This window comes from Candidatus Thiodiazotropha sp. LNASS1, assembly GCF_964212655.1.
In the GTDB taxonomy this organism is placed as follows: Bacteria; Pseudomonadota; Gammaproteobacteria; order Chromatiales; family Chromatiaceae; genus Thiodiazotropha.
Map to the genome: position 1 here is coordinate 3,016,321 of NZ_OZ156465.1, position 26,017 is coordinate 3,042,337.

Consider the following 26,017-nt stretch of genomic DNA (forward strand, 5'->3'; position numbering starts at 1 on the left):
GAAACGGAACAATGGATGTCATCGGTGATGGCGTTGAATCGTGCGATACCTGGAATCAGCCGGGATATGGTTGTTCATTTTGAATGTTCGATGCTCGATAAATAACATAAATGGAACAGGAGAGAGGTATGAAACGTCGTGAATTTATTAAGCGTGCAGGTAGCGGAACCCTGGCCGTAGGTGCCGGTATGGCAGGTCTCCGGGTCACTGAGGCGAAACCGCAGATCAAATGGAAGATGGTCACCACCTGGCCGAAAAACTTTCCAGGGCTGGGCACCGGCGCCAACAAGCTGGCTGAGGTGATCAATGAAATGAGTGGCGGTCGCATGCATGTCAAGGTATACGGCGCGAAAGAGCTGGTGCCGGCCTTTGAGGTGTTCGACGCGGTTTCGAGAGGTACCGCTGAGATTGGTCATGGCGCCGCCTACTACTGGAAAGGGAAAAGCGAGACCGCCCAGTTCTTTTCCACTGTGCCATTTGGCATGACGGCTCAGGAGATGAATGGCTGGCTCTACTTTGGCGGTGGCCTGGAGCTGTGGCAGGAGCTGTATAAACCGTTCGGCCTGATTCCCGCGCCAGGCGGCAATACAGGTATGCAGATGGGTGGCTGGTTCAACAAAGAGATCAACAGCGTCGGTGATCTGAAAGGCCTCAAGATGCGTATACCCGGACTCGGTGGTGAAGTGCTCAAGCGTGCCGGCGGGACACCGGTCAATCTGCCTGGGGGGGAGCTGTTTACCTCGCTGCAATCGGGTGCGATCGATGCTACTGAGTGGGTCAACCCTTACAACGATTTGGCCTTTGGTCTGTTCAAAGCGGCCAAATATTATTACTACCCCGGCTTTCACGAGCCAGGCACGACCCTTGAGGCAATCATCAATCAAAAGGCCTATGATGCACTACCCAAAGATCTGCAGTCGATCGTCATCAATGCCTGTAAAATAGCCAACCAGGAGATGCTGGCGGAGTATACGGCACGTAATCCGGCAGCCTTGAAGACGCTGGTCGAGAAGCATAAGGTGGATATTCGCGTCTATCCCGGTGACGTACTGGAAACGCTGCGCAAATATTCAAACGAGGTAGTGGAGGAGCTGGCTGCCAAGGATGCCTTTGCCAAGAAGGTGTATGACTCCTACATGAGTTTCCTCAAAGGCTCGCGTGAATGGGGGTCTATTTCCGATTTTGCCTACCTGCAGGCACGCGACAAGGCATAGTGCGACTATCGCAACCAGATTCACACATTAATCTTAATCCCGGCGGCACATCCTGCCGCCGGGGAGGTTGGAAGCAGGCCTGTCGCAATGGAGCGGTCTGAAGCATGTCATCGGATTCTCCGGCGCTTCCAGTCAGTGGTATGTTGAAACTGCCTCCGCTCTCTCTCTATGTCCATATACCGTGGTGCGCTCGAAAGTGCCCCTATTGTGATTTCAACTCGCATCCACAAAAAGGGACACTGCAGGAGAAGGCCTATGTGGATGCCCTGCTACAGGATCTTCGTACGGAACAGGTATCGGTTTCAGAACGACTCGTGCAGAGTGTCTTCATAGGGGGCGGCACGCCGAGCCTGTTTTCAGCGGAAAGTATCAGGCGGTTATTGTCAGGCATGGCAGGGTGTATTTCTTTGGCTGAAGATGTGGAGATAACCCTGGAAGCCAATCCCGGTGCGTTGGAGTCCGAACGTTTGCCCGGTTACCGGGAAGCGGGTGTCAATCGTCTCTCTCTTGGGGTACAGAGCCTGAATCATGAATCGTTGCAGGCCCTCGGTCGTATCCACGGTTCGGATGAGGCCTTTGCGGCTGTGGACAGGGCGGTCCGATGCGGATTCGAGCGAATCAACCTTGATCTGATGTTCGGCCTGCCGTCGCAGACTCCGGAGATGGCTCAGGCGGATCTGACGGCGGCCATCGGATTGGCTCCGGGACATCTCTCATACTATCAGTTGACGCTGGAGCCCAATACACCATTCTACCAATCACCACCCGAACTGCCGGATGAGGATAGTCTTTGGCAGATGCAACAGCAGGGGCATGAGAGGTTGCTGAAAGCGGGATTCGAACAGTATGAGGTTTCGGCATTCTCACGTCCGGGGGAGCGTTGCAGACACAATCTCAACTATTGGCGCTTCGGTGACTATATCGGTATTGGCGCAGGGGCGCACAGTAAAATCACTACCCGGGACGGCGTCATCATGCGGCGTTGGAAAAGACGCCATCCCAATGATTATCTGGCCGCCGGGGCAGGAGCACTGCCGTTCCTTCTGGGCGAGCGGGTATTACGGCCGCAAGACCTGACGGTCGAATTCATGATGAATGCGCTTCGTTTGAAAGATGGCGTGGAGGAGGAGCTGTTCAGCGCAACCACTGGCCTGGCTCTCGATTTCATACGGGAGTCATTGGAAACTGCGATCAAAAAAGGGCTGCTCCACTCCATTAACGGGCGGCTCTGCCCTACACCTTTGGGATTCAGGTTCCTAAATGAACTGGTCCCGATTTTTGAAGTTACCGACGCAACTTAAATTTATCTTTACATACCGGGTGTAAGGTATTAATTTAAGCGGACATCACAAAAATAAGAACTGATTCGGCTAAGGAGTTTTAGCGACCCCTCGTCTAATCTGGATACGCGAGCTGTTACGCAGGGAGCGCATCGGACCCAAAGATCCGATCTGATCACTAAGTCGGAGAAGCGGATTAGTGGTCTTTAGATTCCAGTCCAACTTGAGTATATGGGGGATCCGGCGCTTTCAGCGCCACGACGATGATATGCAACTGAATGGCAAAGTTGCTGCCACTATGGCGGTACTATTTCTATGCCTATTCACAGTGGACGTGTATCTGAATTATCGCCCGATCAGTGTTGGCGGAAATCCCGCAGCGGAATCGGTGGCGATCTCGCCTGCCGATCTACAACTCAATCTCCCACAACAGCAATCCAATGCCGATGAAGTCCCTTCTGCTGGCGTGGGGTCTGGTCCGCAGATAGAAAGCCATGCCAATAAAAACCTGATAGCCATCGTAAAGCAACGCTCCACCTTCTACGCACTGGGCTTTTTGCTTGGCTTGATCCTGTTTTCATGGTTATTGAACAAGAAGTTGCTGTTTCCCATATCACATCTCAAGCAGGTTGCGATGGAGCTTGCCCGAGGCAACTATCTGGCGGCAGCCAATCTGCCGGAGCATGACCAATTATCGCATGTCTCTCAAGCCTTCAAATCCATGGCTGAAGAGATTGCAAAACGCGAAGAGTTGGTGAATCGACAGAAAGCACTCTATGCTGCGCTTTCACAAACCAGTAAGATGATTCTGCGCAATCGATCGCCGCAGGTGCTTTTTGAACGTGTATGCGACATTGCCGTGACATTTGGCGGTTTCAATGCCGCATGGATTGGTGAGGTCAATGAAATAGGTAAAAATATCATGCCTATTGCCAGTGCCGGGATCAATCTGGAGAGTCTCAAGGCCTGCACATTCGATCTAGACCTGACGAATCCACAGGCAGACAGTCCGCTGGCTATCTCAGCGTATGGAAAGTGTCCGTCGGTAATTGATGAAATCGAAGTCGACCCTGGGAAAACGCCCTGGCATCGTTTAGCGCAGCTCAGCGGCAGCCGTTCGGCGGCGGTATTTCCCATCGTCACTAACCAACAGGTGGTTGCGACGCTTACTGTCTACGCCCAGGAGCGCCACTACTTCACCCTCACGATCCATGATCTGTTGGATGAAATGGTGAAGGATCTGGCCTTTGCGATAGAGAATTATGAGCGTACCCAAGCGCATAAGGTGGCACATAAGTCCCTCGAGAAATCCTCCGGCCAGCTTGAAGCGGTAAATAAAAAGATGTCGCTGATACTGGAGTCAACAGGGGAAGGCATATTCGGAATCGATGAGCGGGATGCCTGTACCTTCATCAATAAGGCGGCGGCGGAGATGCTGGGTTATCCCCAGGATGAATTATTGAATCAACAGATTCATAAACGGGTTCGAATGTTCGACGAGGCCGGGAAATCCTTCAATAGCGCAGTACTGCAGCGAGGCGAATCGGTTCGGGTCAAAGATGAATCTTTCTTAAGAAAAAACGAGACGCTTTTTCCGGTTGAGTATTCAACTTACCCGATTAAGGAGGAGGGCCGGTTCAAAGGTTCGGTGACGGTGTTCAGGGATGTTACTTCCACCCGTTCGATGATGCGGGAAATGCGTTTTCTTGCAACCCATGACTCCTTGACCCATCTGTTGAATCGCCATGCCTTCGATCAACGTCTGCGACAGGCATTCGCCAACTGCAGGGATCATGGAATGCAGCATGTATTGCTGTACATGGATCTGGATCAGTTCAAACTGGTAAACGATACATGTGGCCATGTGGCGGGGGATATGATGTTACGCCAGCTCTCTCACCGGCTGCAGCGCACCATCGGAGGCGATGATGTGTTGGCCCGTCTGGGTGGGGATGAGTTTGGTTTATTGATGGAGAATTGCCAGCTTGATCGGGCGCAACGCCTCGCGACCAAGATCTGCAGCGTGGTCAAGGATTTTCGGTTCACATGGGAAGGTAGAACCTTCTCTACCGGAGTGAGCATCGGTATCGTTGCGATAGGACCTAATACGGAAAGTCCCCACAGTGCGCTCAGTTCGGCCGATGCCGCCTGTTATGTGGCCAAGGATATGGGAAGAAACAGGATTCATGTCTTTCAGCCCTACGATGAGGAGATCAAGCGGCAGCAGGGAGAGATGCGTTGGGTGGGCAGAATCGAAAGCGCCATGGATCAACAGCGATTCTCTTTGTTGCAACAACCGATTATGTCCCTGCGCAGCTCGGCGATCGGCGATGAGCATATTGAGGTGCTGCTGCGTATGCAGGATGAGCGGGGCAAACAGATCATGCCGGGTGCGTTTATCCCTGCCGCGGAACGCTACAATATCATGGGAAGCCTTGACCGCTGGGTAATCAGTCATGCCTTCAGGTGGCTGTCGGAAAATCCCCAGCGTTTGGATGAGCTGGGACTCTGTGCCATCAACCTTTCCGGCCAGTCCCTGGGTGACGGCAGTTTGCACGAACATATCTTGGAGCAGTTGCGTAAATTCAACCTGCCTGCGGAGAAGATCTCGTTTGAAATTACAGAAACCGCGGTTGTCAGCCGGCTTGATCAGGCGGCTCGATTTATCAGTCTGTTGAAGCGCCGGGGATTTCGTTTTGCACTGGATGATTTCGGTACCGGTATGTCCTCTTTCTCCTACCTAAAGCGCCTGCCCGTTGATTACCTGAAGATCGACGGTAGTTTTGTTTCAAACATGGTGAATGATCCGGTCGACAAGGCGATGGTGGAGTCGATCAATGAAATCGGTCACCTGATGGGGCTACAGACCATCGCCGAGTACGTGGAGGATGATCAGACCCTGGAGCAACTGATCGATATTGGGGTGGATTATGCCCAGGGTTTCGGGGTTGTGCGTCCGATGCCTTTGCAGATGGCCGGCTCAGGTCCGCTCAATGCAGCCTAGCGCCTGTTCACACTGATCATTTCGGTGCCAGCAGGGTCTCTATCGAACTTATAAAAGTCTCTTTAATTCGCCCGTAGGTCGGTCATCAGTCGATTCGGCACTGATTCATAAAGGCTTCCAATCCTATCTCCTCTGCATAGCCCTTAAGCAATTTGGGTCTTGGTCCCTTTTCCTTGACTTCGAAAACCCGGTCGGGATTGTTCGGTAAGTTACCGTATTTCCCGGCCGGTATCTTTATGGTTGCAGCCGTTTTAGGGATTCGTTGACCCCGGCGTGTGGATCTCTTCTGCGTCGAGGGCTTTGTTTTGGCTTTTGTTTTGTCGGATTTACCCTCGATTTTCTGAATTATGCGGCTGACCCTCTTATAGTTGTGTCGTATATAGGCCTCGAAATTTATACCGTTATCTTTCAGTATCTTATCGATCTGGGTATTGGCGCTGGCAAGCGCCTTCTCGACTATTTCGGCCTTTTTTTGCTCATTTTCCAAGCGTGCAATCTTTGCTCTAAGGCTCTCGATCTCTTTCTTTATGTTCGACATACTTCCAAGCCCTTATAGTGATTTCCAGAAATTCGCGGTCAAAGGCCACATCAACGCAGTGATTCTAAGGTGGCTTTGGGATCAATAGCAAATGCGGCAATGGGGATAGATGCGTGAACGAGAACTATGAACCTGTGGCATGCGCCCACCACGAGACTTATCAGTATGCTGTCATGAGAAAGTTGATGTTGGATCTCAGCTGGCATGATGGGGCGGGTGTGAAGCATCGGGCGAGGGTGTTGCCGATCGATGTTGTGACTCGTGACAGGGCTGAGTTTTTAGTGTTGAAGCAGAAAGATGGGTCGATTGAGTCTGTTAGGCTGGATCGAATTGTAGGGGCATATAGTGTCGAAAGCGGTGAGAGCCTGCTGGTTTGACAGTGTATAGTCAAAATATTGTCATTTACATGGGTATTTCAATATGTCTATGAATTTATTGGAAAAACCCACTTAATTAGTTGCAATATCACGCTATTTCAGGAATTTCCATCGGGGACATAGTCGAGTTGCTGTGATAGCTTTTCCTACATAAGGAAGGATCAGGATTGATTGATGACGCAGCTAAGTAACCGAAACTTGGATTTCGATCGCCTCCTCAAGTTGGCAGAGAGGGATCCGATGCGTTTCGAGAACATGCGCCAAGCAGCCATCGATGATTTTATCTCCACACTGCCGGTAGAGAGGCAGAAACGGATGCGACAGCTGCAATGGCGGATAGACCAGGAACGCAGGAACCGGTCCCCTCTCAGTGCGTGTGTAAAGATCTCCAATATGATGTGGGATCACATGATCGGTCCAAAGGGCTTGTTGGGCTACTTACAGGGAGATGTCAAACTCAGAACCGGTGTAACCAAGAAGGGGTGTAAAATTCTGGATTTTCCGGTCAAGCCATCGCGCCAGTAACGAGACTTGCCTTGGCGAACGACTTGGCATATCATTCCGCTCTTTCCTGCCCCGGGAGGGCAGATCGTCAACGATGTCCTTCTCAATAGAGAGTCAGTCATGAAGCCGGATATTCATCCTCGTTACGAGGAGATCAAAGTCGTATGTAGCTGTGGTAATGAGATCCTGACGCGTTCCACGCTGGGTCAGGAGGAGCTCCATGTAGAGGTATGCTCATCCTGTCATCCATTCTATACAGGTAAGCAAAAGATCGTCGACACCGCTGGGCGTGTGGACAAATTCCGCAGGAAGTACAGCCGCTGATCCAGTACAGTGCCGCTATGTAGTTGCATGGCGTTCCTGATCGATATTTTAAGAAGGGCTCCGCTTTGCGGGGCCTTTTTCCTGTCCACGCTTATCGTCCCCTCCTTTTCCCATGCAGTAAGCTGCTCACCCTGTAGTGCCGGCCTGCTCGAAGTCTCCTCCATCTATGATGGTGATACCTTGCGTCTTGAGGATGGAACAAGGATTCGATTGATTGGCGTGAACACACCGGAACTTGGACAGGGGACAGCTGATGAGCCGAATGCTGAAGAGGCCAAACATCTGCTTGAAATATTGGTAAAGCGGAGCGGCGGTTCCGTCAGGATCTGTATGGATGCCGAACGACGGGACAGATATGGCCGTCTGCTGGCTCACCTGTACGATCATCGCGGCGATAGCATCAATCGTCAGATGTTAAAGCAAGGGGCCGGATATCTGGTCGCTGTCCCGCCTAACCTGAGAAACCATGAGTGCTACAAACATGCGGAAACAGAGGCTCGCAAGGGTGAGAAAGGCGTTTGGCGCTTCCCCATCGGTGATGCATCGAAACTGAATGGGAATGAGACCGGTTTTCATATTCTCAACGGATATATCAAGCGTGTAGGCCAGAGTCGCAGTGGTGTTTGGCTGAATCTTGATGGTGGATTGGCTTTACGCATAACCTGGAACGATTGGGAGGGATTTGGGATCGATGATCCGGAATCTCTCCTCTACACACCTCTCGAGGTGCGTGGATGGATCTATCATCGAAACGGCAACCAGCGGATACGGGTGAGGCATACCTCATCCATTCATTGGCTGGAGCGTGAATGAATCCTTCTCCGGAGCCCGTTATGGGCCACTCCAGCCAGTTGTTTGAGTGGTGTATCATACCGCAATCTCTGAGCGCGTCATGGAAGGCTTGATTGCGGCTGATGATTTCAGCATCTAAGTTAACAATTCTGGCAAGGGAGCATCCATGGCCATACATATCGGAATATTGACCTCTGGCGGTGACAGCCCGGGCCTCAATGCGGCAATCAGGGGTGTCGGCAAGTCGGCCACCAATTTCTACGATATGCAGGTGATTGGTATACGTGATGGATTTCGCGGCCTGGTCGAAAACCGCATCATGCAATTGGACGGCAACACGCTGTCGGGCATTCTCACCCGCGGCGGCACTATTCTGGGTACCAGCCGGGAAAAGCCTCACCGTATGAATTTCAACGGTAAACGTCAGGATATGACCGATGTTATCGTCAAGAATTACCAGGCCCACCACCTCGATGCGCTGGTCTGCATCGGGGGTGGCGGGACGCAGAAAAACGCCTTGCAGTTGATGGAAAAGGGACTCAACATCATCACGCTGCCCAAGACCATCGATAACGATGTGGCACACACGGATACAACTTTCGGCTTCGATACGGCATTGGGTATCGCCACAGACGCCATTGATCGTCTGCATAGTACCGCACACAGTCATCACCGCATCATAGTCGTCGAAATCATGGGGCACCGTGCCGGTTGGCTGGCCCTGGGGTCGGGCCTGGCAGGCGGCGCGGATGTCATTCTGTTGCCTGAGATCGCCTACGATATCGAAAGTGTTGCTGAATCGATCAGGGCTCGAGCTGTTGGCGGCAAGCCATTCAGTATCGTCGCAGTGGCGGAAGGTGCGTTGCCGAAAGGCGAGTCCGAGCAATATCGGATGCTCAGAAAACGGAAAAGTGAAGCCGGCAACAAGCGGGATCGCAAGAACGCGAAAGCGGAGCTGGCCGCGTTTGAGGCTGCCCACGCGAACCATACGGTTACCTTGTCCCGTCAACTTGAAGAGTTGACCGGGCTTGAATCGAGGGTGACCATCCTCGGTTATCTTCAACGTGGCGGCACACCCTCCGCCGCGGACAGGCTACTCGCTACCCGATTGGGAACTGCCTGCACCGATCTGATCTCGGAAGGTGTTTTCGGTGTCATGGTGGCGTCAAAAGGTGAAGTGGCCGTACCCGTTCCCCTGGCAGAAGTAGCGGGCAATAAGAAACTCGTGCCCACTGACCACCCTTGGGTGGTCAGTGCAAAACGGATTGGAATCAATTTTGGGGATAGCTAGAGTCTGTTGGCGCTTTATCAGGTACAACAGACCGGATCGTGTTGCTGTCAACAGGCCCTTGCCGCGGCACTTGTCACTCCAGCATGGAGGAGGCTAAAAGAGCGGTATGAATTTCCGCATCCCATTCATGACCGGACTGACAGTATGTGACATGGCGCCTACGTCATTCGTCATTACACCCACGTTTCGGGTGAGGTGATTCATATTGCCGTTCATACCCTGCACCTGGGTGGTAATGGCTTTCATGTTCTTGTTTGTCTGTGCCATCTGCTGATTCATTTCGGTAACGCCACCTGACATGGCATGGGTATCGTTGCCAATCGATGCAATATGGTGCCTTATCTGATTCATATCGGCGGACATGCTGGTCATGGAGCGTTCCATGATGTGAACCACGTAGAAGAGATAGATCAGGGCGGCGATTGCGATCAAAGTACCCGGCAAGGAAAAGAGCTTTATTCGCTGAATCCTGTACGTCTGCTCCTTCTCTATGGCTTCCAGTCTCTCCAGCAGTAGTTTCTCCTTCTCTTCCGTCTCTGAATGGCTCTGCTCGAAGGCCTGGGTCAGCCGCTCGCTGAACTCCTCGATGATCTTTTCCTGGTGATCTTCACGTTTACGGCTGTCCTTGTGGATCTTATCGAATACCGATTGCAATCCTTGCAGCAAGCCAGGCAGGACACGACTCTCGTTTGATGGCTTGGTTGACTCGACAGTCTGATCCTTCACATTTTTCACAGATACAGCCGACTTTTTTTTAACCGGCTGCTTTTTGGCAGCCGATTTCTTACGGGTGGTTGTAGCACTGGCGCCTTGCTTGGTTTTGGCGGGTGCGGCCTTTTTCTTACTGGATTGACTAGCCATTAGACTCTTCCGGATTTCACGCGAGTAAATTAGTTTATAATAAATATCTAATTTAATCTTGGATTCCCATCACGCTTTTTCCAGGGCCGGTTGGACCAGAGTTAACAGGCTCTAGAGTCACTCATGGCTCCGCCAGCAACCCATCGAGGACTTCGATTACTTCTTTGCTGTCCCAGTTGATGGCTCTGTTCGCGGTATAGCGTATCCGCCCATGCCGATCGATGATGAATGAGCTGGGAAAGCTGAACACCCGCCAGGCCAGGGATGTCAGCCCATTCCTGTCCATCAAAACCGGAAAGTCGACGGGCCTCTCCTCGAGAAATGCCTCTATCTCCTCTGCCGACTCGCGAAAATCGACCGACACTATACTGACATCCTGATTTTTGTAATGGGCCTGAAGTCGGTTCAATGAAGGGATCTCCTCGACACAGGGAGGACACCAGGTCGCCCAGAAATTGACCAGTCTAACCCTGTTGTCTAACCCTTCGATATCGAGGTAAATATCGTGGCTGTCTGCCAGTCGCAAGGGGGGTGCAGGTTTAAGTTGATCTACGGCCGTCAGGGTGTATAGGTTGCCGGTGGGTATCCGTGTCGGTTGCAGTGGTGTCTGTGTCGCGGATTTGGGGTGGCTATCCAGCAGTCTGGCCAGGCTGGGCAGTTGCCCGGGTATTCTGGCAACCATCTTTGCTTCCTGCTCGTCAGGTTCGCCTTCGCCCATGATGAACCAATCCCTTGCCTTTGGCACCAGGTAGACATAGGTGGGTGAACCTGCTTGCCAAAGGGCAGTGACCATTTGCTTCAATCGCCAGCGCTGACTGCCAAGTTCAGGTTGATAGATCACCAATGGCAGATTGGTGACGTTGAGTATTGGGTCCAGTTCCGGTATCTCTCCAGCCATCGGGGCAGCGCCGAACAGGTTGGGATAGAAGAGTATTGCGCCCAACAGTCGTGATGCTTTGCGGGTGCTTTGCCAACGGTTGACGCCCCGTAACAGTGGCAGTGGCATGCGATCGTAGCTGGCGAGCAAGATCTTTTTTGTGGTCTTGCTATGGGCGGCTTGAATGACTGCGGCAACACCCTCTCCATCGAGTGTGCGTACGTTCTCGCTCGAGCGGGGCAGAAAATAGGATTCCAGCAGATCCACGCGCCATATCTCAATTCCGGAATCTGTCAGCTGCTGCAGCAGACTATCGAAGAGAGGGCGAGGCTCGTCATGATCGAGCAGCCAGATCATAACCATATCCCCCGTCGCCTGGTTGATGTCGATAGAGATTTCATTCCCGTGACGATCGGTCACGGAATGTTCGAGGGCGATGATCGTCTGGCTGTTCAATAACAGCAGGAAAAGTATTATCAGGACTCGCATTATGGTGATGTTACCCACGGATTTGTGCTATGTGTAGTCTGTATAAGCATCCGAATGTGTGGTTTTTATGTTGAGGAGGAGAGAACAGATGAACAGGTTTGCAATGGCAGGGTTGCTGTGCTGTATTCCTTTTGCCGCCCTGAGTGCGGTTGTCGGAGAGGAGGTTGTGTACCATCACGGTGATACCCGGATGAACGGCTATCTTGCCTATGATGATGCGATCGGGAAAAAGCGTCCCGGTATTCTGGTAGTACATGAATGGTGGGGTCACAATGCTTATGCGCGTAGCCGCGCAGAACAGCTGGCTGCCATGGGGTACACGGCCTTGGCGGTGGATATGTATGGTGAGGGCAAACAGGCGGACCACCCCAAGGATGCGGGACGGTTTGCCGGTGAGGTGAAAAAGAACATGGAGACGGCGGGTGCCCGTTTCCAGGCAGCGACAGAACTGTTACAGAACCATAAAACGGTAGCCCGGAATGAGATCTCCGCGATCGGCTACTGTTTTGGAGGCGGCATGGTTTTGGAGATGGCAAGGCGTGGTCACGATCTCGATCTGGTGGCCAGTTTTCATGGCAGTCTGCCGACATCCGCACCAGCGGCGAAAGGTGCGGTAAAGGCAGAGGTTATGGTCTTCAACGGCGCGGACGACCCCTTTGTAAAGCCGGAGCATATAGAGGCCTTCATGGCGGAGATGGATCGGGCCGAAGTGAAATACAGCTTTACAAATTATCCTGGTGCCAGGCACTCATTTACCAACCCGGAGGCCGATGATTTTGGTAAGAAATTCGATTTGCCGCTGCAGTACGATGCAATGGCCGACAAACAATCCTGGGGTGCCTTGTCGAAGGCATTGGATGCGATATATGCGAAGTGAGCGCTGACCGTATCAATCCTTTACACACCTTACCCGGCGGCAGATGCTTTCGGCCCTGTTGTTCGCGTGAGTTTCCATATAAATCGCAAAGTGGATTTTTTCCGTGTCGATGGGTTCGCCGCGCTCCAGTGCTGTTAGCACCTCTTCGGGTAAGTGGCGCAACCAGGTCTGGACAAACCGGTTTTGTCCACCCTGAATTTCACAGCGTTCAGCATGGGCAAGCTGGTGCAGTAGTCTGATCGTCAAAACCGGGGCATGAGGGTTGGTCCAGACGTCGACTTGATCCTTGTTGGCACAAAAAATCATTCGACAATCGGTGAAACAACCATTTGTGAGGGCTTTGCTGTGCGCCAATCGGATGTTGCTGAGGTCGATGCCGGAGAAGAATACCGCCAGCTTATCCTGTGAGGCCTGCGGCAGGTGTGCAGGTGCGCCGGTCTGATGTCTTTCAACCTCACCGATGAGTCGTTTAAATTGATCCAGCAATTGTTGATTTTTGGAATTGAACAGTCTGCTTGATGACCTGTTGTGTCTGGGGCGTTCATGCCGCTTGTCGCGGCAGGCTGAAAAGCTTGGGCCGGTGCTGTGGGCAAAGCGTTCAATAACCTCGAATCCCCCGGGACACTCTTTGCGCGAAACGAAACAGGGTAGGCGGTTGGTTTCCCGATAGTCGTTGCAGACAGTAACCGCCATCTGGCGATTGCTGCGCTGTGCGGGCTCTATCTCCGCTTGGCTATTGCCAAAGATAAAGAGGGTCAGGCAGATTGTTGTGATATTCCGGAGGCGCATGGTTCGAATACCGGGTCTGCAAACTGCTAGGACCAAATCCTCAATCGTGAAGCCGGGACAATACACTTTACCCTTCAGCATAGACGCCAAAGGGTGAGATTTCATCTTATGTTCTGGAGGATCGGATAAAAGCCATAAAACGGCTTAGTGATGCATAACCGTCATCATGGTTCGTTGTTCAGTAGCTGACGCATTTCTGCAAAACGCTTGGCTTCATCCTGGTCGGCCTGGGGATAGCGCGGCTCCATCCCCTCCAGCGTTTTGCGGATAATGCGTGCAACCTGCCAGCGCATATAGGGCTTGTCGTCAGCGGGTATGGCATACCAGGGCGCCCAAGGCCTGGAAGTTGCTTCCAGGGTCTGGCGATAGGCATGCATATAGCTGTCCCAATGCTGACGCTCCTCCACATCTTTGATTGAGAACTTCCAGTTTTTTCGCGCCTCATCCAGTCGGGAAAGAAATCGATTGCGTTGTTCATCCTTGCTGACATTGAGCCAGAATTTCAGGATCACGGTGCCGTTCTCCGACAGGTGCCTCTCATATTGGCGTATGGATTCAAATCGTTGCTGCCATAGTTGATCGAGTCCATCCGGAATGTCGATACGCTGTGCTTCCAGGTACTCGGGATGCACCCTGACCACCAGGGTTTCCTCATAATAGCTGCGGTTGAATATACCGATGCGCCCTCGCTCGGGAAGGGCCTGTGTGGTTCGCCATAGAAAGTCGTGGTCCAGCTCCTCTTTGGAGGGCTGTTTAAATGAGAATACCTGGCAGCCACTGGGGTCGACGCCTGTCATTACGGCGCGGATGGTGCTGTCCTTGCCGGCAGCATCCATGGCTTGGAAGAGAATCAGAAGTGAACGTCGATCCTCTGCGTAGAGTCTGCGCTGGAGTTCGTCCAGTCGGTCGATCTCTTTTCCCAGGGCTTTCTTGCAGCCCTTTTTGCCTGGTGCGTCTTCCGGTGGTTCGGTCGTCAGGGTGCTCGGCTTCAGTTGGCCTTTGAACGGAACGAGATAAGGACTCATTACTGGCTTCATTTCTTATCAATCCTGTCGAGTTCTATAAGCAGCGCATAGCGACAACTTGGCTCGGTGCTGCTATAGGCAGTGTGTTTGTGGTGGCTGAGCAGCTATCAAGGTGCAACTTAACGGTCCGCTCGCTGAGCAGCACTCAAGTTAGCAATTCTGCCATAAGGCTTCCCATTTCTGCAGGTGATCTTACCACCTGAGCACCGGCATTTTCCAAGGCCTGGAACTTGGCTTCCGCAGTGCCCTTGCCGCCACTGATGATTGCTCCAGCATGACCCATTCGCTTTCCCGGTGGTGCGGTAACGCCGGCAATGTAGGCAACAACGGGTTTATTGATATGGTTTTTAATATACTCTGCCGCCTCTTCCTCGGCTGAGCCGCCGATCTCGCCGACCATGATGATACCTTCAGTCTGCCCGTCCTCTTGGAACAGCTTCAGGCAATCGATGAAACTTGTCCCGTTTATCGGATCTCCGCCAAGACCGACACAGGTGCTTTGACCGAGTCCGGCGAGTGTTGTCTGATGGACGGCTTCGTAAGTGAGTGTGCCGGAACGTGACATGACACCGACCCTGCCCGGCTGATGGATCGAACCCGGCATGATGCCGATTTTGCAGGCGCCTGGTGTAATGACACCGGGGCAGTTTGGACCGATGAGACGTGCATCATAGGATTTTAGGGCCTCCTTCACCTTCAGCATATCGAGGATAGGTATGCCTTCGGTGATGCAGGCTATTACCCGAATTCCAGCATCCGCCGCTTCAATGATCGCGTCGGCAGCGAAAGGAGGCGGTACATAGATCATCGTGGCATCGGCACCGGTGGTGGCGACCGCATCATGCACAGTGTCAAAGACCGGTCTGTCGAGGTGTGTCTGTCCCCCCTTGCCAGGGGTTACGCCGCCCACCAGCTGGGTGCCATAGGCAATAGCCTGTTCAGAGTGGAAGGTGCCCTGCTTGCCGGTGAAGCCCTGGCAGATAACACGGGTGTTCTTGTCGACGAGAATGCTCATTGTTTTGTTTATTCCTTGCTGATTGATCAGGCTGCTGCGGATACGGCTTTTTTCGCGGCTTCGGTAAAGTCATTGGCAGTGAGAAAATCGAGGCCGCTGGCTTCCAGCATTTCGAGTCCTTGTTGGGCATTGGTGCCTTCCAGCCGCACTACCACAGGCGCCGTGACGCCAATGGTGCGAGCGGCAGTGATAATACCTTCCGCGATCAGGTCGCAGCGGACGATGCCGCCGAAGATATTGACCAGCACCGTTTTGACCTTGGCGTCGGATAGGATCAGCTTGAATGCCTCTGTTACCCTTTCCGCGGTTGTCCCTCCTCCGACGTCGAGGAAGTTGGCGGGTTCGCCACCATGCAGCTTTACCATATCCATGGTCGCCATCGCGAGACCGGCGCCATTTACCATACAGCCGATATTGCCGTCCAGGGTAATGTAATTCAGGTCGTGTATAGCGGCGGCGGCCTCCTTTTCATCCTCCTGTGTGATATCGCGCAATGCCGCCAGCTCCTGGTGGCGGTACAGGGCATTGCTGTCCAGGTTGATCTTTGCGTCCAGGGCCACAAGATCGCCGGATGAAGTGACGATCAGCGGATTTATTTCGATCAGGCTGACATCCTTGTCCAAATAGAGCTGATACAGAGCCATCATTATTTTTGAAAACTGTTTGATCTGGCCGCCTGTCAGGCCGAGGCCGAATGCGAGCTTGCGGCATTGGAAGGGTAGCATTCCGGTTGAAGGATTGACCGTCGTTGTAAGGATCTTCTCCGGAGTTTCCGCGGCGACCTCCTCGATATTCATTCCGCCAGCGGCCGAGGCCATGAAAGTGATGCGTGAACGAGACCGATCCAGCAGGGCGCCCAGATAGAGTTCCCTGGCAATGTCACTCCCCTCCTCCACCAATATCGAATTCACAGGCAGTCCCTGCGGGCCCGTCTGCTTGGTGACCAGGGTCATTCCCAGAATCTCACGGGCGGCCTCTTCCACCTCATCCAGAGAGCGCACCAACTTCACTCCGCCCGCTTTGCCGCGACCACCGGTATGGGCTTGGGCCTTTACGACCCAGATGTCGCCGCCAAGTCCCTGTGCTGCGGTTCGGGCGTCGTTTGGGCTTGAGACGGACTGACCTTGCGGTACAGGAATGCCGTAACTGGCAAAGAGCGATTTTGCTTGGTATTCGTGTAGGTTCATGATGGTCCCTTTGGTGTTTTTTTACTTTTGCTGCCCTCTTATTAGGTTTATGGGCATATAAATCATATTATGAATGGAGAAGTCGGTTTTTTATAGTGCTTTGCACAAAAAATCCAGTTGGTATACGGCTTGGCAGTCAGTTGGTGCAATGAGGGTCAGTGGATTTGTGGCGCAAAATCGTGAATTAACAATCTTGATTTCGAGAATCATTACATTTTCAAATGTAACCATAATAAGGCGATAAATGCTTTTAAGTTCCGATAAATGACAGCAAAAGCTGCCATATTCTGTCTTCGTGCATAATGCCGCCTTAAGCTTTTTTTGAAGCAATAGCCATTGTTTGTTAGGGTACGCCTCCTTATGCCCGATTCTCTGGTTGTTTGTGAGGTGTCTGATAAGCAAATCGAGTCACTGTCGACTGCCGGTGGTTATGGGCTGCATTTTCCAACCATATGAGGGGTCTTGGATCGTGTTATTGATCTCTTGAGGAGACGACTATGCTGCTTAATTCCCAATCAACCAGATCATTGTTGCGCGCGGTAGATTTTGAGTATGCACCACAGCGCTTCACTGTCTACACAGCCCGTGACCTTGGCCGTATCGGTCAGCTGGAGCGCCTCCCCGCTGAGTTGCGTTACGAGATGAAGGTTGTCTCTTCTGTATTGCCGTTTAGGGTCAACGAGTATGTGTTGCGTGAGCTGATCGATTGGGAGCGTGCGCCCGAAGATCCGATGTTTCAGCTGACCTTTCCCCAGCGTGGCATGTTGTCGGATGCGCATTTCAACCGTATGGCGATGGCGTTAGACTCCGGATTGGAAAAGAAGGAGCTGCAGGTGGTGGCCAATGAGATCCGTGCTGAGCTCAACCCCCACCCGGCGGGACAGCTGGAGAATAATCTACCGCGGGACGAATATGGTGAGCCAATCAACGGCCTGCAGCATAAGTATAAGGAGACCGTGCTGTTTTTTCCCAGTCAGGGACAAACGTGCCACAGTTACTGCACTTTCTGTTTCAGATGGGCGCAATTCATCGGCGACAAGTCCCTACGTATTGCAACCACCGAGGCGGAAAAGCTCTACAGCTATCTGCGACACCATCCGGAGGTGACGGACCTGCTGGTGACCGGAGGTGATCCGATGGTGATGAAAAGCAAGCAGTTAAAGGCCTACCTGGAGCCGCTGCTCCACCCCGAGTTCAGTCATATCCAGACGATTCGTATCGGAACCAAGGCGTTGACATTCTGGCCTCATCGCTTCATTTTTGATGACGATGCCGACGAGTTGATTGAATTGCTTCATCATTTGGTATTGGCGGGCAAACATGTCGCCATCATGGCCCATTACAATCACTGGCGCGAACTGGATACTGACGTTGCCCGGGCCGCCATTCGCAGGGTACGGGCTACTGGGGCTGAAATCCGCAGTCAGGGCCCATTGTTAGCTCACATCAATGACAATTCGGACGATTGGGCAAAGCTATGGAATGAACAGGTAAAATTGGGAGTTAACCCTTACTATATGTTTGTGGAACGGGATACCGGCGCTCGTCGCTATTTCGAGGTCCCCCTCTACAGGGCATGGCAGATCTATCGTGATGCGATGAAGCAGGTTTCCGGATTGGGACGCACCGCCCGTGGACCTAGTATGAGTGCCGGCCCCGGTAAGGTAGAGATTCAGGGTGTCACTGAGATCAATGGAGAGAAGGTGTTTGTTTTACGCTTTATTCAGGCGAGGGATCACGATCTTGTGCAGCGGCCCTTTTTTGCTCAATATGATGAAAAAGTCACCTGGTATGATCAGTTGCGACCAGTTCAGGGACAGGCACTACCCTTTCTTGAGGCTGCGCGGTAAACCTGCATAATCACTTCCCCATGGTATTACGGCCATACATTGTCAGGGTGGCCGGTTGTGGATTGGGTTTGTTAAAAAGCAATAGTTATCATTAACATAATCTTGTTGATGAACCCCGTTGGCCTCGGGCTATAATTTTGTCACTTATAAAAATTAGTTATATTTATTTGACTGTTAATTTATACCACATGCGTTGTAGGGTATTGTCGGTTGTTAATGCAATGCACCGATCCTACGCAAGCCTTGAAGTAACTCACGGAGCACAACATGGCGGATAATCGAAAGACCTATACCTTGACGAATGACGAAACCGGGGTGTCGGTAAAGCTACCTGTTCGTGAATCGATCCAGGGTCCCCCGGCAATCGACGTTTCGGCGCTCTACAAAGAGGCCGGGGTCTTCACCTATGATCCTGGATTTATGTCCACGGCGAGTTGCCAAAGCAAGATTACCTTTATTCAGGGTGAGGTGGGTATTCTGGAATATCGTGGCTACCCCATTGAGCAATTGGCCGCTAACGGTGATTTCCTGGAGACCGCTTATCTGCTGTTGAACGGCGAGTTGCCGAACGAAGGTCAGCTGCGGGATTTCAATCAACTGATTAACCGCCACACTATGTTGAATGAGACCCTGACCCACTTCTTCGATGGCTTTCACTACAATGCGCATCCCATGGCAATCATGGTCGGTGTGGTTGGCTCACTCTCCGCTTTTTATCACGATTCGCTGGATATCAATGATCCAGAGTTACGCCGGGTTGCGGCTCACAGGCTGATCGCCAAAATGCCGACCATTGCGGCTGCCAGTTACAAGCATAACGTGGGCGAGCCCTTCATGTACCCACGCAATGAACTCTCTTACTGCGCCAACCTGCTTCACATGATGTTCGCTACCCCCTGTGAAGAGTATGAAGTGGATCCGGTTGCGGAAAAGGCGTTGAATCTGCTTTTTATCTTGCATGCGGATCACGAGCAGAATGCCAGTACCTCCACGGTAAGGCTTGCCGGCAGTTCGTTGGCAAATCCCTTCGCCTGTATCGCTGCGGGTATCGCATCACTGTGGGGCCCCGCTCATGGTGGCGCCAATGAGGCGGTTCTGGATATGCTGAGCGAGATTGGGGATGTTTCGCAAATCGACAAGTATATCGCCAAGGCCAAGGATAAGGATGATGGATTCCGCCTGATGGGATTTGGGCATAGGGTCTACAAGAAGTATGATCCACGTGCCGGCATAATTCGTGAGGTTTGCCATGAGGTATTGGAGAAACTGGCGGATGCGAACAATCCGATGTTCGAGCTGGCTCAGCGCCTGGAAGAGATCGCGCTGAATGATGAGTATTTCATCGAACGCAAGCTCTATCCCAATGTGGATTTCTACTCCGGTATTATCTATCGGGCACTGGGTATACCCAACAATATGTTCACTGTAATGTTCGCCATAGCCCGCACAGTCGGTTGGGTGGCGCATTGGCTGGAGATGATGGACGACCCGAGGCAGAAGATTGGGCGTCCGCGTCAGATCTACAAGGGTTACGCCAGGCGTGATTACGTGCCGCTAAGCGATCGATGATGTAAACAACGCATACTTAGGGCCGGGAGAAGTGTGGTTCAACCGGGAGTATCGACCAGTTGCTGCAGTTGTTTTATGCTCGCGCCCTGAATGGGCTGATTGTCCAGGGGATCCAATGGGTGATTGTGTGGGTTTTGTGCCGGCAGTACGACAAGCTCGAAACCGACGCCATCTGCATTGAAGATAAAACAGGGTACCGATTCCTTTCTGCCGTTACTGAACTGCAACCGGTGCTGCTTTTCCTGCCAGGGTATATGCAGATCACTCAAAGTGAAGAGCAGGTCTTCCGGGGTGTCGGCAAATAAGTGCAGTTTCACACTGCTGTTGCTATCGGCCGTGCCATCAAAAACAGCTCCCACTAACTTGGGATTAAATTGTATCAATGCCTGCATGGCGTTGAGTGCACTGAGGCGAAGTACACGCAGGGTATCAGTCTGCCTTTCACCACGAACCAGACGCTGCTGTTCCCTGAGGGCACTCTCCACCTCCTCGCGGGTAGGTAAAAGCTGGCGTTTAGTGATGCCGTACTTCGCCGCCGCCTTTTGGCAGGCATAAGTGACGTTGTCAGAGCGCAGCTCTGTCAGAATGCGTGCCGCCTCGTATGCGATTAGCCGTTGTAACTCACGTTTTCCTGTCCGCATTGCCGGTTAAAATGGGTCTTCAATAGGGGTTATGTTTGAAGGTGAGACGCTCCCTTCGTTTTGCCCGGTACGGCCCGTATCCGGCAATTTGGGGGCATTGTCTATTTCGAATACCTCGAAAATCGCGTTCGCGTTGCCGACACCCACAGGTTGGCCGGTGTCGACGTCAATCCGCATGGTAACCATCTTTGGCGGCATGTCCGGTATGACCTCTTTGATACCGTTTAGTGCCACTCGCATGTAGTCTATCCAGGCGGGAAGTGCTGCCCGGCCCCCTACTTCTCCACGGCCCAGTGGTTCTACATTATCGAAGCCGAGCCATGTGGTTGTGACCAGGTAGTGGTTGAAGCCATTGAACCAGGCATCACGCTGATCGTTGGTAGTGCCGGTCTTTCCCGCAATATCCATTCTACCAAGGGAGCGGGCCTTGCGGGCTGTGCCTTGCTGAATTACATCGCGCAGCATCGAATGCATCAGATATTGGTTTTGTTCGGTTATGGCGCGTTTGGCACAGCGTGGTATCACGCTTGCCGTCTCTCCATCTGCATTCTCTGTTTCCAATGGTGTTGCTTCCTCGGCGTGTTGGGAAGCTTTCTCGGCCAGTTGTCGCATCGACTCATCGCACACCTGGATCGGGTTTGCCTGATAGAGGACATTTCCCTGATCGTCGCGGATCGAGTCGATGACGTGTGGAGGTACATAAAAACCACCATTCGCCAGTACGCTATAGCCGCCAGCCATGGCGAGCGGTGTAACAGAACCGCTGCCTAATGCCAGTGAGAGGTCGTGAGGCAGATCATTTTTATCGAAACCGAAGCGGGTGGCGTATGTGATGGCATGCTTAATCCCTATCTTGCGCAACAGTCGTATGGAAACCAGGTTGCGTGAGTGCGTTAAAGCATAACGGAGTCGTGTGGGACCAAAAAATTTACCGCTATAGTTTTCCGGACGCCATACGGCCTCTAGGCCGTCATCTTCGAAAACCACCGGGGCATCGTTGATCAGGGTGGCAGGCGTAAAGTCTGCTTCCAGTGCGGCGGAATAGATGAAGGGCTTGAAACCTGATCCAGGTTGACGTTTGGCCTGAGTCACCCGGTTGAATTTGCTGAGATAAAAATCATAGCCTCCGACTAGAGCCATTATCGAGCCGTTGTATGGGGAGACGGAGATTAGTGCGCCTGCTGCGGCTGGAATCTGTGCCAAACGCCAATAGGGATCACCCTCTTCTGGGGTCTCATGGTAGAGGTAGATCAGGTCGCCGACCGAAAGGACTTCATGGGTTTGCTTGGGCGCCTTCTTTTTTATGTCGTGATCGACATAGGCACTTGCCCAGGATAGCCCCGGCCATTCGAGTGTTAACCGCTCGCCCTGAGCGGTTAGGGCCTCTGCGCTCTGCTCGCCAATGGCTGTAACGATGGCCTTCTTCATACTTGTGACTTCCGGCAGCTCCTCAAGCAGGGCGATCAGTTCGATATCTTCCTCGATGTCAGCGATATCGTAATGACCGGCAACTCCGCGATAACCGTGGCGCTTGTCATAGGATTGGATAGCTTGCCGAAGGGCGTGATTGGCTGCAGATTGTAGGTGGCTGTCGATAGTTGTGGTGATACTATAACCGCTGGTGTAAGCATCCTGGCCAAAGCGGCTGACCGCCTCCGCTCGGGCCATTTCCGCAACGTAAGGGGCCTCAACTTCGCTCGGGGTGGTATGGAGCTTGGCGGTTATCGGTGCGGCTTTTGCTGTGTCATACTCGAATTGACTGATATAGTTGAGTTCCCGCATGCGGCCCAGAACGTAATTTCGGCGCACCAATGCCCGTGCCGGGTCGGAAATGGGATTGTAGCGGGATGGGGCTTTGGGGAGCCCTGCGATCATGGCGATTTCAGAAAGCTCAAGTTTTTCTACAGGCCGGCCGTAATAGACTAAGGCAGCTGCACCGACGCCGTATGAACGGTGGCCGAGGTAGATCTTGTTAAGGTAGAGTTTGAGTATCTCCTCTTTGGAGAGCATCCGTTCTATCTTCAGTGCGAGAAATATCTCGTTGAGTTTTCGGGTGTAGGTTTTTTTGCTGCTGAGGAAGAAGTTCCTGGCGACTTGCATGGTGATGGTACTTCCGCCCTGTCTTCGCTCACCCGTGAGCAGAAGCTGTATGGCGGCACGGAGAATGCCTTGGTAGTCTACGCCGGGATGTTGGAAAAAACGGTCGTCCTCGGCGGCGAGGAAGGCGTTGATCATGATCGGCGGGATTTGATCGAAATCGAGTGGTTCTCGACGTTTCTCGCCAAACTCAGCAATGAGTAGGTGGTCGTTACTGTAGATTCGTAGGGGGACCTGTAGGCGGACATCTTTGAGTGTTTCAATGGATGGCAGCTTGGGTTCAAGGTAAAGATAGGCGCCAAAAAGGGTAACGGCACCTATCAATGACAGGCCGAATAAGAAGTAAACGAGGTATCTTAAGAGTCTGTAAAACGACTTCATGCGCTGGTTCACAGAATTAGTTTATCAGGGCAGACCAGAATGGTCCGTATGAAGGTCGATAGTCTAGCAAATAAAATGTGAGCATTATTAGCTCTTTTGTGAAAAAATGTCTTCACAAAAAAATCATTTGCTGCTATATAGTTACTTACTCTATTTAAAGAGAATCCTAGTTAAGTTCTGCGGCATAAGGATTGTTTAGGTAACCGCATGTCACTATTCGGAAGAAAAAAACCGCCTTTGATAGGCATAGATATAAGCTCTACAGCTATTAAGTTGCTGGAGTTGTCCAAAGCTACGGGGCGTAATGGCGCGAGCTACCGGGTAGAAGCCTATGGGGTCGAACCCCTGTCAGGTAACGCTGTCGTCGAAAAGAATATCGCGGAAGTCGATGCTGTTGGTGAGGCGATCCGCGCGGCGGTTCGGCGATCCGGCTCCAGGGCCAAACATGCAGCGGTAGCGGTATCCGGTTCTGCCGTCATCACCAAGGTCATCTCGATGCCGGCGGCCCTTTCCGACCAGGAACTGGAAAGCCAAATTCAGCTTGAAGCCGATCAATACATCCCCTATCCCCTGGAAGAGGTCAACCTCGATTTTGAGGTCATCGGCCCTTCAGAGAAAAATGCCGAATTGGTCGATGTACTGCTGGCTGCATCCCGTAGCGAAAATGTCGACGATCGTGTCGCCGCGCTGGAGCTGGCCGGACTCTCCGCCTCGATCGTGGATGTCGAGGCCTATGCCATGGAGAATGCCTGCTCCCAATTGATGGATCAACTGCCTGAGCATGGTGAGGATCAGACGATTGCCATCGCAGACATCGGCGCCACCACAACTACCCTGAATGTCCTGCACAACAACAAGATTATCTATACCCGGGAACAAAATTTCGGTGGCAGGCAACTGACAGAGGAGATCCAGCGACGTTACGGCCTTTCCATCGAAGAGGCCGGCATGGCTAAACGGCAGGGTGGCCTGCCGGACAACTACGTGCCAGAGGTACTGGATCCGTTCAAAGAGGCCATGGCGCAACAGGTCAGCCGGTCATTGCAGTTCTTTTTCTCCTCAAGTTCCTATAACAGCGTTGATCACATCATCCTGGCTGGGGGCAGCTCATCCATACCCGGTGTCGACGATCTGATTGAGGAGAAGTTGGGGACCCCGGCATCGGTAGCGAATCCGTTTGCCAATATGTCGGTTTCGTCCAGAGTAAAGCCGCAGGCGTTGAGTGCTGATGCACCGGCATTGATGATTGCCTGCGGTCTGGCATTGAGGAGTTTCGACTGATGGCGCGCATAAATCTACTCCCATGGCGTGAAGCGGAGCGCAAAGAGCGCCAGAAGGAATTCGGCTTGATGGTGCTGGCGGGGGCACTGGTAGCTGCCTTTATCGTATTCGGCGTGCACCAGCTCATCCAGAGCCAGATCGATGCCCAGAATGCCCGCAACGCCTATTTGCAGAAAGAGATCGCTGCTGTAAAGAAAGAGATCCGTGAAATACAGGATCTCGACAAAACCAAGCAAAATCTTCTGGCCAGGATGAATATCATCCAGGAGTTGCAGAGTAGCAGACCGCAAATAGTGCATCTCTTCGATGAGGTTGTAACCACGCTTCCTGATGGTGTTTTTCTCGATGAAATCGAACAGAAGGGGAGCAGCGTCACATTTACCGGGCAGGCGCAGTCGAATGCGCGCGTCTCGTCCATGATGCGTAATATCGACGACTCTGAATGGCTGGAAAAACCCGCTTTGGTGTTTATCGAGAGTAGAGAGAAGACAGGCACCGGTTACAGCCAGTTTAAGCTAATGGTGAAGCAAACCTCCCAGAATGCGGAGGTGGAAGAATGAGCATTATCGACGATCTCAATGAACTCGATTTCAATAATGTCGGGATTTGGCCAACACCGATTAAACTCGTCGTGGTCGTATTGGCAGCAGTATTGGTCTTGGTTGCCGGTTATTATCTGATTGTCGAGGATGATATAGCAAGCTTGGAAGGTGTGCAGAAAGAAGAGCAGAAACTACGTGCGGATTTCGCCAAAAAACAGAGAAAGGCAGCCAACCTCGATGCTTACCGAAAACAGCTGGAAGAGATGAAACAGTCTTTCGGTACCATGTTGAGACAGTTGCCGGACAAGACGGAGGTGGCCGAGTTGTTGGTTGATGTGTCCCAGACCGGGCTGGCGTCCGGACTTGAATTCGAGCTCTTCAAGCCGCTGGATGAGGTACCGAGAGAGTTCTACGCAGAACTGCCGATACAGGTCAAGGTGACTGGACAATATCACGAATTTGGCCATTTTATCAGTGGGTTGGCTGCTTTGCCGCGAATTGTGACGATTCACGATATCAAGATAAGCAGGACATCTAAAGATGATGCAAACGCCGATCTGCTGCTTGAGGCGACAGCAAAAACATATCGCTACCTCGATGAAGAGGAAGAAGGTCAATGAGTATGCGTATCCTCAACGACAGAATCCTGGTACTGGTTTCCCTTGTGGCTGCCGCCGCCCTGTCCGGGTGTGCAAATCCTAATCTTGATGAGTTAAGTGGATTTGTTACAGAGCAAAAATCGAAACCACCGGAACGTATAGAGCCGCTACCCGAGATCAAGCAGATAGAGACCTTTATCTACTCAGATACGGGGCGCCGAAATCCGTTTCTTGATGTCTACGGTGAACAGTCTGAAACGGCAAGCGTTGCAGGGAGTGGGGTCAGGCCCGATTTCAATCGGCGTAAAGAGGAGCTTGAGAGCTATCCGCTGGACTCCATTCGGATGGTTGGAACACTGGAGCAAGTCGGGGCCACATGGGGATTGGTGAAGACCAAGGAAGGGACTGTACACAAGGTTAAAAGCGGCAACTATATGGGCCAAAATCATGGTCGTATCCTGCTGATTTCTGAAGACAGAATCGAATTGACTGAGATAGTACAGGATGGTTCTGGTGGGTATATTGAGCGTCAGGCTTCGCTAGCGTTGGCGGAATAGTCAAGAGGAATTCGAGATGAGGGGTTTGCCAATGGCACTCAGACACAATTGGAAAA

At 52.3% G+C, this 26,017-nt stretch carries 24 protein-coding genes; 15 read left to right on the top strand and 9 right to left on the bottom strand.

Annotated features, from left to right (window positions below; genetic code table 11):
• The first annotated feature begins 128 nt into the window (after window positions 1–128).
• The 3 genes from AB8516_RS13235 to AB8516_RS13245 all read left to right on the top strand — a co-directional run bounded on the left by AB8516_RS13235 (window position 129) and on the right by AB8516_RS13245 (window position 5,498).
• A complete protein-coding gene (locus AB8516_RS13235) occupies window positions 129–1,214 on the top strand; it encodes a TRAP transporter substrate-binding protein (RefSeq protein WP_369161310.1) in 1,086 nt (361 codons plus the stop codon).
• Window positions 1,215–1,318: 104 nt separating this feature from the next.
• The gene (hemW, locus tag AB8516_RS13240) at window positions 1,319–2,515 is read left to right on the top strand and encodes a radical SAM family heme chaperone HemW (RefSeq protein WP_369161312.1); all 1,197 of its coding nucleotides are present in this window, start codon (window positions 1,319–1,321) and stop codon (window positions 2,513–2,515) included.
• A 202-nt stretch (window positions 2,516–2,717) separates the two neighbouring features.
• The gene (locus tag AB8516_RS13245; protein WP_369161314.1) at window positions 2,718–5,498 is read left to right on the top strand and encodes an EAL domain-containing protein; all 2,781 of its coding nucleotides are present in this window, start codon (window positions 2,718–2,720) and stop codon (window positions 5,496–5,498) included.
• An 85-nt stretch (window positions 5,499–5,583) separates the two neighbouring features.
• Here AB8516_RS13245 and AB8516_RS13250 read toward each other — a convergent pair whose 3' ends face one another.
• The gene (locus tag AB8516_RS13250) at window positions 5,584–6,036 is read right to left on the bottom strand and encodes a hypothetical protein (RefSeq protein ID WP_369161316.1); all 453 of its coding nucleotides are present in this window, start codon (window positions 6,034–6,036) and stop codon (window positions 5,584–5,586) included.
• 113 nt (window positions 6,037–6,149) lie between these two features.
• On the opposite strand from AB8516_RS13250, the gene AB8516_RS13255 reads away from it, so the two are divergent.
• The 5 genes from AB8516_RS13255 to AB8516_RS13275 all read left to right on the top strand — a co-directional run bounded on the left by AB8516_RS13255 (window position 6,150) and on the right by AB8516_RS13275 (window position 9,324).
• Window positions 6,150–6,413, top strand: coding sequence for a transcriptional antiterminator, Rof (locus AB8516_RS13255; RefSeq protein ID WP_369161317.1), 264 nt, complete (start codon window positions 6,150–6,152; stop codon window positions 6,411–6,413).
• 174 nt (window positions 6,414–6,587) lie between these two features.
• Window positions 6,588–6,938, top strand: a complete 351-nt coding sequence (locus AB8516_RS13260) for a DUF3135 domain-containing protein (protein WP_369161319.1) — start codon at window positions 6,588–6,590, stop codon at window positions 6,936–6,938.
• Between the two features lie 99 nt (window positions 6,939–7,037).
• Window positions 7,038–7,241: a 50S ribosomal protein L31 gene (gene rpmE, locus AB8516_RS13265; RefSeq protein WP_069121071.1), complete on the top strand. Its 204-nt coding sequence runs from the start codon at window positions 7,038–7,040 to the stop codon at window positions 7,239–7,241.
• 27 nt (window positions 7,242–7,268) lie between these two features.
• Entirely contained in the window at window positions 7,269–8,054 is a 786-nt protein-coding gene (locus tag AB8516_RS13270) for a thermonuclease family protein (RefSeq protein ID WP_369161321.1), read from the top strand.
• A 145-nt stretch (window positions 8,055–8,199) separates the two neighbouring features.
• On the top strand, window positions 8,200–9,324 hold the full coding sequence (locus AB8516_RS13275) for a 6-phosphofructokinase (RefSeq protein ID WP_369161323.1): 1,125 nt from the start codon (window positions 8,200–8,202) through the stop codon (window positions 9,322–9,324).
• A gap of 93 nt (window positions 9,325–9,417) precedes the next feature.
• On the opposite strand, the gene AB8516_RS13280 is transcribed toward AB8516_RS13275, so the two are convergent.
• Both AB8516_RS13280 and AB8516_RS13285 read right to left on the bottom strand, forming a co-directional pair.
• Window positions 9,418–10,185 (bottom strand): hypothetical protein, encoded by a 768-nt coding sequence (locus tag AB8516_RS13280; protein ID WP_369161325.1) that lies wholly within the window; start codon window positions 10,183–10,185, stop codon window positions 9,418–9,420.
• Window positions 10,186–10,306: 121 nt separating this feature from the next.
• The gene (locus tag AB8516_RS13285; RefSeq protein WP_369161327.1) at window positions 10,307–11,551 is read right to left on the bottom strand and encodes a TlpA family protein disulfide reductase; all 1,245 of its coding nucleotides are present in this window, start codon (window positions 11,549–11,551) and stop codon (window positions 10,307–10,309) included.
• A gap of 88 nt (window positions 11,552–11,639) precedes the next feature.
• On the opposite strand from AB8516_RS13285, the gene AB8516_RS13290 reads away from it, so the two are divergent.
• Window positions 11,640–12,428 carry a dienelactone hydrolase family protein gene (locus AB8516_RS13290; protein ID WP_369161329.1) on the top strand — a complete coding sequence of 263 codons (789 nt, stop codon included), beginning with the start codon at window positions 11,640–11,642 and terminating at the stop codon, window positions 12,426–12,428.
• Window positions 12,429–12,440: 12 nt separating this feature from the next.
• On the opposite strand, the gene AB8516_RS13295 is transcribed toward AB8516_RS13290, so the two are convergent.
• The 4 genes from AB8516_RS13295 to sucC form a co-directional block, all read right to left on the bottom strand.
• Entirely contained in the window at window positions 12,441–13,217 is a 777-nt protein-coding gene (locus AB8516_RS13295) for a hypothetical protein (RefSeq protein WP_108293879.1), read from the bottom strand.
• A 164-nt stretch (window positions 13,218–13,381) separates the two neighbouring features.
• Window positions 13,382–14,254 (bottom strand): PPK2 family polyphosphate kinase, encoded by an 873-nt coding sequence (locus tag AB8516_RS13300; protein ID WP_369161331.1) that lies wholly within the window; start codon window positions 14,252–14,254, stop codon window positions 13,382–13,384.
• 133 nt (window positions 14,255–14,387) lie between these two features.
• Entirely contained in the window at window positions 14,388–15,257 is an 870-nt protein-coding gene (gene sucD, locus AB8516_RS13305) for a succinate--CoA ligase subunit alpha (protein ID WP_369161333.1), read from the bottom strand.
• Window positions 15,258–15,283: 26 nt separating this feature from the next.
• The gene (gene sucC, locus AB8516_RS13310; protein WP_369161335.1) at window positions 15,284–16,444 is read right to left on the bottom strand and encodes an ADP-forming succinate--CoA ligase subunit beta; all 1,161 of its coding nucleotides are present in this window, start codon (window positions 16,442–16,444) and stop codon (window positions 15,284–15,286) included.
• Between the two features lie 497 nt (window positions 16,445–16,941).
• Here sucC and AB8516_RS13315 point away from each other — a divergent pair, with 497 nt between their 5' ends.
• Both AB8516_RS13315 and AB8516_RS13320 read left to right on the top strand, forming a co-directional pair.
• Entirely contained in the window at window positions 16,942–18,294 is a 1,353-nt protein-coding gene (locus AB8516_RS13315) for a KamA family radical SAM protein (RefSeq protein ID WP_369161337.1), read from the top strand.
• Between the two features lie 267 nt (window positions 18,295–18,561).
• Window positions 18,562–19,863, top strand: coding sequence for a citrate synthase (locus AB8516_RS13320; RefSeq protein WP_369161339.1), 1,302 nt, complete (start codon window positions 18,562–18,564; stop codon window positions 19,861–19,863).
• Window positions 19,864–19,901: 38 nt separating this feature from the next.
• On the opposite strand, the gene AB8516_RS13325 is transcribed toward AB8516_RS13320, so the two are convergent.
• Window positions 19,902–20,504: a hypothetical protein gene (locus AB8516_RS13325; protein ID WP_369161341.1), complete on the bottom strand. Its 603-nt coding sequence runs from the start codon at window positions 20,502–20,504 to the stop codon at window positions 19,902–19,904.
• Window positions 20,505–20,510: 6 nt separating this feature from the next.
• Window positions 20,511–22,982, bottom strand: coding sequence for a penicillin-binding protein 1A (locus AB8516_RS13330; protein WP_369161343.1), 2,472 nt, complete (start codon window positions 22,980–22,982; stop codon window positions 20,511–20,513).
• 207 nt (window positions 22,983–23,189) lie between these two features.
• Here AB8516_RS13330 and AB8516_RS13335 point away from each other — a divergent pair, with 207 nt between their 5' ends.
• Genes AB8516_RS13335 through AB8516_RS13350 form a run of 4 tightly spaced genes read left to right on the top strand, consistent with a single transcriptional unit; the run spans window position 23,190 to window position 25,961 of the window.
• Entirely contained in the window at window positions 23,190–24,263 is a 1,074-nt protein-coding gene (locus AB8516_RS13335; protein ID WP_069121084.1) for a pilus assembly protein PilM, read from the top strand.
• Window positions 24,263–24,823, top strand: coding sequence for a PilN domain-containing protein (locus AB8516_RS13340; RefSeq protein WP_369161345.1), 561 nt, complete (start codon window positions 24,263–24,265; stop codon window positions 24,821–24,823). Before AB8516_RS13335 ends, AB8516_RS13340 begins: the two co-directional genes overlap by 1 nt.
• The gene (locus AB8516_RS13345) at window positions 24,820–25,425 is read left to right on the top strand and encodes a type 4a pilus biogenesis protein PilO (protein ID WP_369161347.1); all 606 of its coding nucleotides are present in this window, start codon (window positions 24,820–24,822) and stop codon (window positions 25,423–25,425) included. The genes AB8516_RS13340 and AB8516_RS13345 overlap by 4 nt, the downstream gene beginning before the upstream one ends.
• Window positions 25,422–25,961, top strand: coding sequence for a pilus assembly protein PilP (locus AB8516_RS13350; RefSeq protein WP_369161349.1), 540 nt, complete (start codon window positions 25,422–25,424; stop codon window positions 25,959–25,961). Before AB8516_RS13345 ends, AB8516_RS13350 begins: the two co-directional genes overlap by 4 nt.
• Window positions 25,962–26,017: the final 56 nt, after the last annotated feature.

Bases quoted from the DNA above. Each gene is read 5' to 3' on its own strand.
- AB8516_RS13320 (WP_369161339.1), top strand. From the start codon at position 18,562: ATGGCGGATAATCGAAAGACCTATACCTTGACGAATGACGAAACCGGG.
- AB8516_RS13235 (WP_369161310.1), top strand. From the start codon at position 129: ATGAAACGTCGTGAATTTATTAAGCGTGCAGGTAGCGGAACCCTGGCC.
- AB8516_RS13295 (WP_108293879.1), bottom strand. From the start codon at position 13,217: ATGCGCCTCCGGAATATCACAACAATCTGCCTGACCCTCTTTATCTTT.
- AB8516_RS13330 (WP_369161343.1), bottom strand. From the start codon at position 22,982: ATGAAGTCGTTTTACAGACTCTTAAGATACCTCGTTTACTTCTTATTC.
- AB8516_RS13345 (WP_369161347.1), top strand. From the start codon at position 24,820: ATGAGCATTATCGACGATCTCAATGAACTCGATTTCAATAATGTCGGG.
- AB8516_RS13340 (WP_369161345.1), top strand. From the start codon at position 24,263: ATGGCGCGCATAAATCTACTCCCATGGCGTGAAGCGGAGCGCAAAGAG.
- AB8516_RS13285 (WP_369161327.1), bottom strand. From the start codon at position 11,551: ATGCGAGTCCTGATAATACTTTTCCTGCTGTTATTGAACAGCCAGACG.
- AB8516_RS13325 (WP_369161341.1), bottom strand. From the start codon at position 20,504: ATGCGGACAGGAAAACGTGAGTTACAACGGCTAATCGCATACGAGGCG.
- AB8516_RS13280 (WP_369161325.1), bottom strand. From the start codon at position 10,185: ATGGCTAGTCAATCCAGTAAGAAAAAGGCCGCACCCGCCAAAACCAAG.
- AB8516_RS13335 (WP_069121084.1), top strand. From the start codon at position 23,190: ATGTCACTATTCGGAAGAAAAAAACCGCCTTTGATAGGCATAGATATA.
- sucC (WP_369161335.1), bottom strand. From the start codon at position 16,444: ATGAACCTACACGAATACCAAGCAAAATCGCTCTTTGCCAGTTACGGC.
- AB8516_RS13290 (WP_369161329.1), top strand. From the start codon at position 11,640: ATGAACAGGTTTGCAATGGCAGGGTTGCTGTGCTGTATTCCTTTTGCC.
- AB8516_RS13270 (WP_369161321.1), top strand. From the start codon at position 7,269: ATGGCGTTCCTGATCGATATTTTAAGAAGGGCTCCGCTTTGCGGGGCC.
- hemW (WP_369161312.1), top strand. From the start codon at position 1,319: ATGTCATCGGATTCTCCGGCGCTTCCAGTCAGTGGTATGTTGAAACTG.
- AB8516_RS13250 (WP_369161316.1), bottom strand. From the start codon at position 6,036: ATGTCGAACATAAAGAAAGAGATCGAGAGCCTTAGAGCAAAGATTGCA.
- AB8516_RS13275 (WP_369161323.1), top strand. From the start codon at position 8,200: ATGGCCATACATATCGGAATATTGACCTCTGGCGGTGACAGCCCGGGC.
- AB8516_RS13260 (WP_369161319.1), top strand. From the start codon at position 6,588: ATGACGCAGCTAAGTAACCGAAACTTGGATTTCGATCGCCTCCTCAAG.
- sucD (WP_369161333.1), bottom strand. From the start codon at position 15,257: ATGAGCATTCTCGTCGACAAGAACACCCGTGTTATCTGCCAGGGCTTC.
- AB8516_RS13350 (WP_369161349.1), top strand. From the start codon at position 25,422: ATGAGTATGCGTATCCTCAACGACAGAATCCTGGTACTGGTTTCCCTT.
- rpmE (WP_069121071.1), top strand. From the start codon at position 7,038: ATGAAGCCGGATATTCATCCTCGTTACGAGGAGATCAAAGTCGTATGT.
- AB8516_RS13300 (WP_369161331.1), bottom strand. From the start codon at position 14,254: ATGAAGCCAGTAATGAGTCCTTATCTCGTTCCGTTCAAAGGCCAACTG.
- AB8516_RS13315 (WP_369161337.1), top strand. From the start codon at position 16,942: ATGCTGCTTAATTCCCAATCAACCAGATCATTGTTGCGCGCGGTAGAT.